The sequence below is a fragment of the bacterium genome (assembly GCA_022616075.1).
In the GTDB taxonomy this organism is placed as follows: Bacteria; Acidobacteriota; HRBIN11; order JAKEFK01; family JAKEFK01; genus JAKEFK01.
In genome coordinates this window covers 66080-72418 of the sequence record JAKEFK010000226.1, presented here as the reverse complement: position 1 = coordinate 72418, position 6339 = coordinate 66080, and the positions used below count along the sequence as shown (strand labels likewise).

6 protein-coding genes are annotated in these 6339 nt (G+C 49.3%); 4 read left to right on the top strand and 2 right to left on the bottom strand.

The genetic code is table 11. The features are described 5' to 3' along the window. Nucleotides 1-159 precede the first annotated feature (159 nt). A complete protein-coding gene (gene amrB / locus L0156_18630; GenBank protein ID MCI0605006.1) occupies nucleotides 160-969 on the bottom strand; it encodes an AmmeMemoRadiSam system protein B in 810 nt (269 codons plus the stop codon). A 50-nt stretch (nucleotides 970-1019) separates the two neighbouring features. Here amrB and fabZ point away from each other — a divergent pair, with 50 nt between their 5' ends. Genes fabZ through L0156_18615 form a run of 3 tightly spaced genes read left to right on the top strand, consistent with a single transcriptional unit; the run spans nucleotide 1020 to nucleotide 4999 of the window. Further along, nucleotides 1020-1457: a 3-hydroxyacyl-ACP dehydratase FabZ gene (gene fabZ, locus L0156_18625; protein ID MCI0605005.1), complete on the top strand. Its 438-nt coding sequence runs from the start codon at nucleotides 1020-1022 to the stop codon at nucleotides 1455-1457. Between the two features lie 6 nt (nucleotides 1458-1463). After that, nucleotides 1464-2600, top strand: coding sequence for a M20 family metallopeptidase (locus L0156_18620; protein ID MCI0605004.1), 1137 nt, complete (start codon nucleotides 1464-1466; stop codon nucleotides 2598-2600). Next, a complete protein-coding gene (locus L0156_18615; GenBank protein MCI0605003.1) occupies nucleotides 2597-4999 on the top strand; it encodes a zinc-dependent metalloprotease in 2403 nt (800 codons plus the stop codon). Before L0156_18620 ends, L0156_18615 begins: the two co-directional genes overlap by 4 nt. 51 nt (nucleotides 5000-5050) lie before the next feature. On the opposite strand, the gene L0156_18610 is transcribed toward L0156_18615, so the two are convergent. After that, complete coding sequence (locus L0156_18610; GenBank protein MCI0605002.1) at nucleotides 5051-5602, bottom strand: isochorismatase family protein; 552 nt, start codon at nucleotides 5600-5602, stop codon at nucleotides 5051-5053. Between the two features lie 63 nt (nucleotides 5603-5665). Here L0156_18610 and L0156_18605 point away from each other — a divergent pair, with 63 nt between their 5' ends. Next, the gene (locus L0156_18605; protein ID MCI0605001.1) at nucleotides 5666-6334 is read left to right on the top strand and encodes a hypothetical protein; all 669 of its coding nucleotides are present in this window, start codon (nucleotides 5666-5668) and stop codon (nucleotides 6332-6334) included. The last annotated feature ends 5 nt before the right edge of the window (nucleotides 6335-6339 follow it).

Below are 6339 nucleotides of genomic sequence, written 5' to 3'. Positions count from 1 at the left end.
TACTTCTGCGGTTCGGAGTTCCTTTGTTCGATATTCTGCGGTTTAATATCCTTTTGCGAAAATCCTTCTAAAAAAACAAGAAGTTCAACGTCAGTAGTACAAAACGCACTTTCATTGGTTGAGAGATTGCATTTTTCTCTGCGTCTCTGCGCCTCCGCGTTAAAAAATGAGACCTGCATAGCCGACGACGCTGGAATAGTCGCGGGTGACATCGCCTGAAGTGGCGTATTTCAACAGACGGCCGGAGGTTGCGCCAAGATCCTTCGCTGCGATCATCGCCGCAGTCGCGGGCAAGTATCCGCACATGGAGATATCATTTTCGTGAACCGTATCATACAGACCTTTTGGGTTCATCAATTCCATTTGCTGGATCGCAAGCCGGTCCTTCTTTTCCGCAGACTGTTGGCTTTCGTAATGGGTCATGTCGCTGCTCGCAATAATCAGGACGTCACGCCCTGCGCTGGAAACAATCTTCGCCAGTGCATGACCCAGATCTTCCAGATAGGAGTAGTCCCATTGGCGGATGCACAACGGAACAAAGGAGAACTTTTCTTTCAGATATTGCAAGAAAGGAAGTTGAACCTCCAAGGAATGCTCGCGAAGATGAGCTGTGCCATCCGTCACGCTGCGTGGAAAATTTCGCATTAACTGCCTGCACAGTTCCACATCCACTTGAGCACTGCCAAGCGGAGTAGACCACTCTCCTTCGCTCCATAAATCAAAATCGCTTCCGGATCCGGTGTGATTCGGGCAAAGAATGATGAAGGTTTCCGGCAACTCCACAGAAGCATAAACTTCACCCGCTACACTACCGGAATACATGTAACCTGCGTGCGGTACAACTATCGCCCTTGCACGCACCTTCTCTTTTTTTGCCGGCAAAAGTTCCGATAATTCTTTTTCTAAACGACTCTTTTCACCGGAATAAAAATATCCGGCAACAGCAGCTGCGCGAAGTTGGAGATTCATCCTTCTACCATTATAATTCAGTCCTGAGTTCCGAGTGCCGAGTTCTGAGTATGCAAAAAGACAACTTGCCGGATATCGAGAAAATCCTTCAGCTTTTGCCCCACAGGCATCCTTTTCTTTTGATCGATAGAGTCACCGGCCTGGATCCGCAAAAAAGCATTACCGGCGTGAAATGCGTCACTTACAACGAATGGTACTTTGAGGGCTTACCCGCTGGTTTACGCATCGTACCTGCCTCCATTCTTTCCGAAGCGATCGCCCAACTTGGCGCGATTTTGATCTACGTCGAAGAGGAAAACAGGAACAAGCTTGTTCTGTTTTCCGGGCTTAACAAAGTGCGATTCCGCAAACCGATTCGGCCGGGTGATGAAGTTGTGATGTCAGCCGAGCTCGTTCGCCGCAAAGGAAGACTCGGTCGCTTTTCCGTCCTGGCAAAAGTTCAAGATCGCGTCGTGATGAATGGCACGATGCAATTCGCCCTGGAATAGAAAAGAATGCACCCAAAGGAAACCGCAGCGCATTTCGAAGCTCAAAAACAGAGAATGGTTTCCGATCTGAGAAGCTGGGTGGAGATGGAGTCACCCACTTCTGATAAATCTTCAGTGGATCAGTTTGGACGTGTTGTTGCTGCGAAACTCGAAGATATTGGAATGTCGATTGAGTGGAAGGAAGACGCGACTCGCGGGAACCATTTGATCGCGCGGTGGGGTTCGCGTCACGGACATCTTCTCCTGATCGGACATCTTGATACGGTCTGGGAGTTGGGAACTCTGCAGCGATTTCCATGCGAAATCGATGACGAAATCGGACGCGGTCCGGGCATCTTCGATATGAAGGCGGGCCTTCTCATCGCATTCTATGCATTGAGCCTGATCCGCAATCAGGGCCTGGCTAAATATCCGATCACTTTTCTTGCAACTTCTGATGAAGAAATAGGGAGCGTAAGCTCCCGCGAGTTGATTGAACATGAGGCGAGGAGCGCTAGAGCCGCCTTTGTCCTGGAACCTGGCGGACCCAACAATTCCTTGAAAACCAAACGCCGTGGAGTAGGTCGATACACGGTAACAGCTCACGGAAAAGCTGCACATGCAGGTGTCGAACCGGAAAAGGGCGTGAACGCAATAGAAGAGTTGTCTCATCAAATCCTTGAATTGCATAGCTGGAACAAGTTGCGGAATGGAATTAGCGTCAACGCAGGTTTGATCAAAGGAGGCACGCGCGTTAATGTGATACCGGAAGAAGCCGAAGCAATCATCGATGTCCGGTGTGATGCAATGGATGATATTCAGTGGCTTTCCAGCAAGTTTGATTCTTTGTCTCCAAAGAAGGAGGGATCCCTCATCACAGTGGAAGGTGGCGTTGACAGACCTCCGCTGGAACGCAACGAGAAAGTGTTGAAACTTTACGAGCAGGCAAAAGGGATCGGCCACACCCTGGATTACGCTCTTTCGGAATTCTGGACCGGCGGAGGAAGCGATGGAAACCTGACGGCTGCCCTTGGAGTACCGACTCTAGATGGTCTGGGAGCAGAAGGTGGCGGAGCGCATGCATTAACGGAACACATCCTGACGAGCTCTTTGCACAAAAGAGCCGCGTTGTTGTATCACATGATCTTGCGTCAGTTTGAATGAGAATCCTTTCTTTTCTGATCTGCCTTTTCATCGCCTGCACCGCCCATAGTGAGCAGGTTCCCGGCATTGCCGAAAAGACGTCAGGTGCGCAGAAATTTCCCGGGTTCTTCCCTTTCTACTGGCACTCTCATTCAGGAAAAATCTGGCTGGAAATCGATAAACTCGAAACAGAATTTCTTTACGTTCACTGGCTCCCTGCCGGACTCGGATCAAACGATGTCGGACTGGATCGTGGCAAGCTGGGAGATACTCGAGTCGTAAAGTTCATTCGAAGCGGTCCCAAAATACTTCTCGTGCAACCGAATTACTCATTTCGCGCACTCACCGAAAACGCGGCTGAAACCAAAACTGTTCGGGAATCGTTTGCTGAATCTGTTCTGTGGGGGTTTGAAGTTGCAGCTGAAGACAAGAATAAAGTCCTAGTTGATGCAACTTCATTCTATCTGCAGGATGTTTTTGATGTGATTTCCGCGCTGAAAGAAAATAAGCAAGGTGAATTCAAGCTGGAAGCCTCACGCTCGGCATTTTACATGGATGGTACGAAGAATTTTCCGAGAAATACGGAAGTCGAAGTTACTTTGACTTTCACAGGTAACGATCCAGGCGAGTTTGTTCGCGATGTGACTCCTTCTCCAAAAAGCATCACAGTCCGCGAGCACCATTCCTTTGTTGAAGCGCCGGAACCCGGATACGAACCTCGTAAATTTGATCCGCGCGCGGGGTTTTATGGAATTCGTTTTATGGATTTTTCTACTCCCATAGGAGAACCAATCTGGAAACAGTGGATTGCGCGGCATCGATTGAAAAAAAAGAATCCGGGCACAAACAGCGAAGCCGAGGAACCGATCATCTATTACATTGATTCGGGCGCGCCGGAACCGGTGCGGACTGCGCTCCTGGAAGGAGCAAGCTGGTGGAATCAGGCTTTCGAAACTGCAGGTTACAAAAACGCATTTCAAGTAAAAGTTTTGCCGGAAGGTGCCGATCCACTGGACGTTCGATACAACGTGATTCAGTGGGTGCACCGTTTAACTCGCGGTTGGTCCTATGGCGCCACGGTAGTGGATCCTCGAACGGGAGAGATTATCAAAGGGCACGTGTCTCTTGGTTCGCAGCGGGTGCGTCAGGATTACATGATTGCCGAAGGATTGCTTGCTCCCTACGAAGGGGAAAACGTTCCGCCAGAAATGTTGGAGATGGCACTCGCTCGAATTCGCCAGCTTTCGGCACATGAAGTCGGACACACGCTCGGCCTCACGCACAATTTTGCAGCCAGCATGAGCGATCGAGCGTCTGTGATGGATTATCCTCATCCATTGATAAAGATACGAACAGATGGTTCGTTCGATTTATCCGATGCGTACGCGAAAGGGATCGGTGAATGGGACAAGGTTGCGATTCGATATGGGTATTCTGACGCGTCAGACGCGAAGACGCTCGACCAGATCCTCCAAGACGCGACTGCGCGCGGGCTCCTATTCATCGTAGATGAAGATGCACGGCCGGATGGAGGCGCACATCCGCAGGCTCACTTGTGGGATAACGGCAAAGATGCCGTCCAGGAGCTGAAACATATTGTCAAAGTCAGAGAACTGGCGTTGTCCCGTTTTTCTGAAAACACGATCCGGAAAGGAATTCCACTTTCGAACTTGGAAGAAGTACTGGTGCCGATTTATCTATTTCACCGATATCAAATCATTAATGTTTCAAAGTTGATCGGGGGTCTGGATTACAGCTACACGCTGCGAGGGGACAATCAAAAAGGACCGCGTCCGGTTCCCGCTGCAATGCAAGTCAATGCGCTGCAGTCATTGCTTTCGCTGCTGCAACCGGATGCACTGGCAGTACCGGATCCTGTATTGAAACTCATTCCTCCGCGAGCTTACGGCTACCCGCGATGGCGAGAAACTTTTCGCGTGAGAACTGGACTGACATTCGATGCGCTGGCTCCCCCGGAAAGCGCGGCGAACATGATTCTGTACGTGATTCTTCATCCGGAACGCGCTGCCAGATTGGTTGAAATGCATTCACTGGATTCGCAATTGCCTGGTTTCAGTGATGTGGTCGACAAACTTCTCGCCGCGACGTGGAAAGCGCAACAGGAAAACGGCTATCATGGAGAAATCAGACGCGTAGTTAATATGCTCGCGTTGTATTCTTTGATGAACCTCACCGCAAACGACAAAACAGCGTCGCAGGTTAGAGCGATTTCTTATCAGAAACTGGATCAGTTAAAGGATTGGTTAAAGGCCCAATTGAAAGCATCGGCTAGCCAGGAAGTAAACGCTCATTATCAGTTCGCGTTATCGGAGATCATTCGCTTTCAGGAGAATCCAAAGGAGATTCACCTGACTCCACCGCTTGAGCCACCGCCGGGAGCCCCCATCGGGTGTTGGTAATCAAAGTAGCGCGGGCGTCCCGCCTGCGGCTGCGCAGACGTGACGTCCGCGCTACTTAATCAAAGGAAGGATCTTTTTAAACGCGTCGGAATCGCTGCGGCCAAGCAGCTCATAAATGACCATCTCGGCGGTTACCGGTAGAGCGCCGGAAGATTCCATCCGCTTTAGTCCGAGTTCATGGTCCGCCTGTTTCCGGGCCCCAACGGCGTCCGCGACAATGGAAACCTGAAATCCCTTAGCCAGCAGGTCCAGACAGGTTTGCATGACACAAATGTGAGTCTCAACACCCGAAATCACCAGCGACCGTCTTCTGAATCCTTCCAGTTCTTTTCCAATGGTTTCATCTCCCACACAGCTGAAGCTTGTCTTGTCCAAAACGGGAACTTCAATTTTGTCCCTGAGCGATCCTGCAATTTCACCGAGACCTCTGCGATATTGACTCGTCACCATATAAGGTAGACCTAACGCATTAGCAGACGCAATGAGCAGCTCATTGCGCGATAGCAGTTGCTGAACATCCGGAATCTTCATCAAAAGCTTGTCTTGCAAATCAATGAAAATAAACAGAATATTGTCGCGATTTAGTCGTGGGATATTTGTCATAAGCTAATCTTCGATGGACTAAAATAATACTACATTTATCATTCTTATTGATTAATTGTAACAATGCGTGTATATTCTTATGTCAAAATGACGGCCGAAGAAATTTATATCAAGCTAAAAGACGAACTTACTGCGGATAATGAGAGCAGTTCTTCCCCTGAACGGATCTTTATCAAGAGTGAAGGTCAGACGATTTGTACGCTTGGAATGAACCGCAGTCATGAGATCATTTTTGTTGAGTTCAAGCCGGCCCCAAAAGATCTTTCATCGATCGAAAACCAGCCATTTGTTCACCCGCATCCTGTTGAAATGCTTCACGATGCAGGTTGGCGCCAGGCGCAGTTGACGAGTTGGGAAGAAGCCGAAAAACTGCTGGAGATCATCAACCGTTCCTACAAGAAGAAGAAATCCCGGTTGTCCGACGATGCTCCGCGTCCGATGAAGAAGGTCAAACAGGCGGTCCTCGAAGCAATTCGCGCGGTCGAGAGACCGAAAGGAAAAGCTACTGCAGAGGAACTTAGAAGGGGAAAACTGAAAATGCTTCCGGCGAAACCAGGAAAAAAACAAGCGGCGCCTCCTCCACGGCCTAAAAAAGAAAAAGCGAAGAAAGCTAAACCTGTGTCAAAAGCAAAGCCAAAGAAGGCCCAAGTGTCTAAAGCAACCGTCAAAGCAAAACCAAAAGCAAAAGCTGCTCCGAAGAAAAGCAAACCCGCCAAGAAGAAAAAGAAATAAATTCA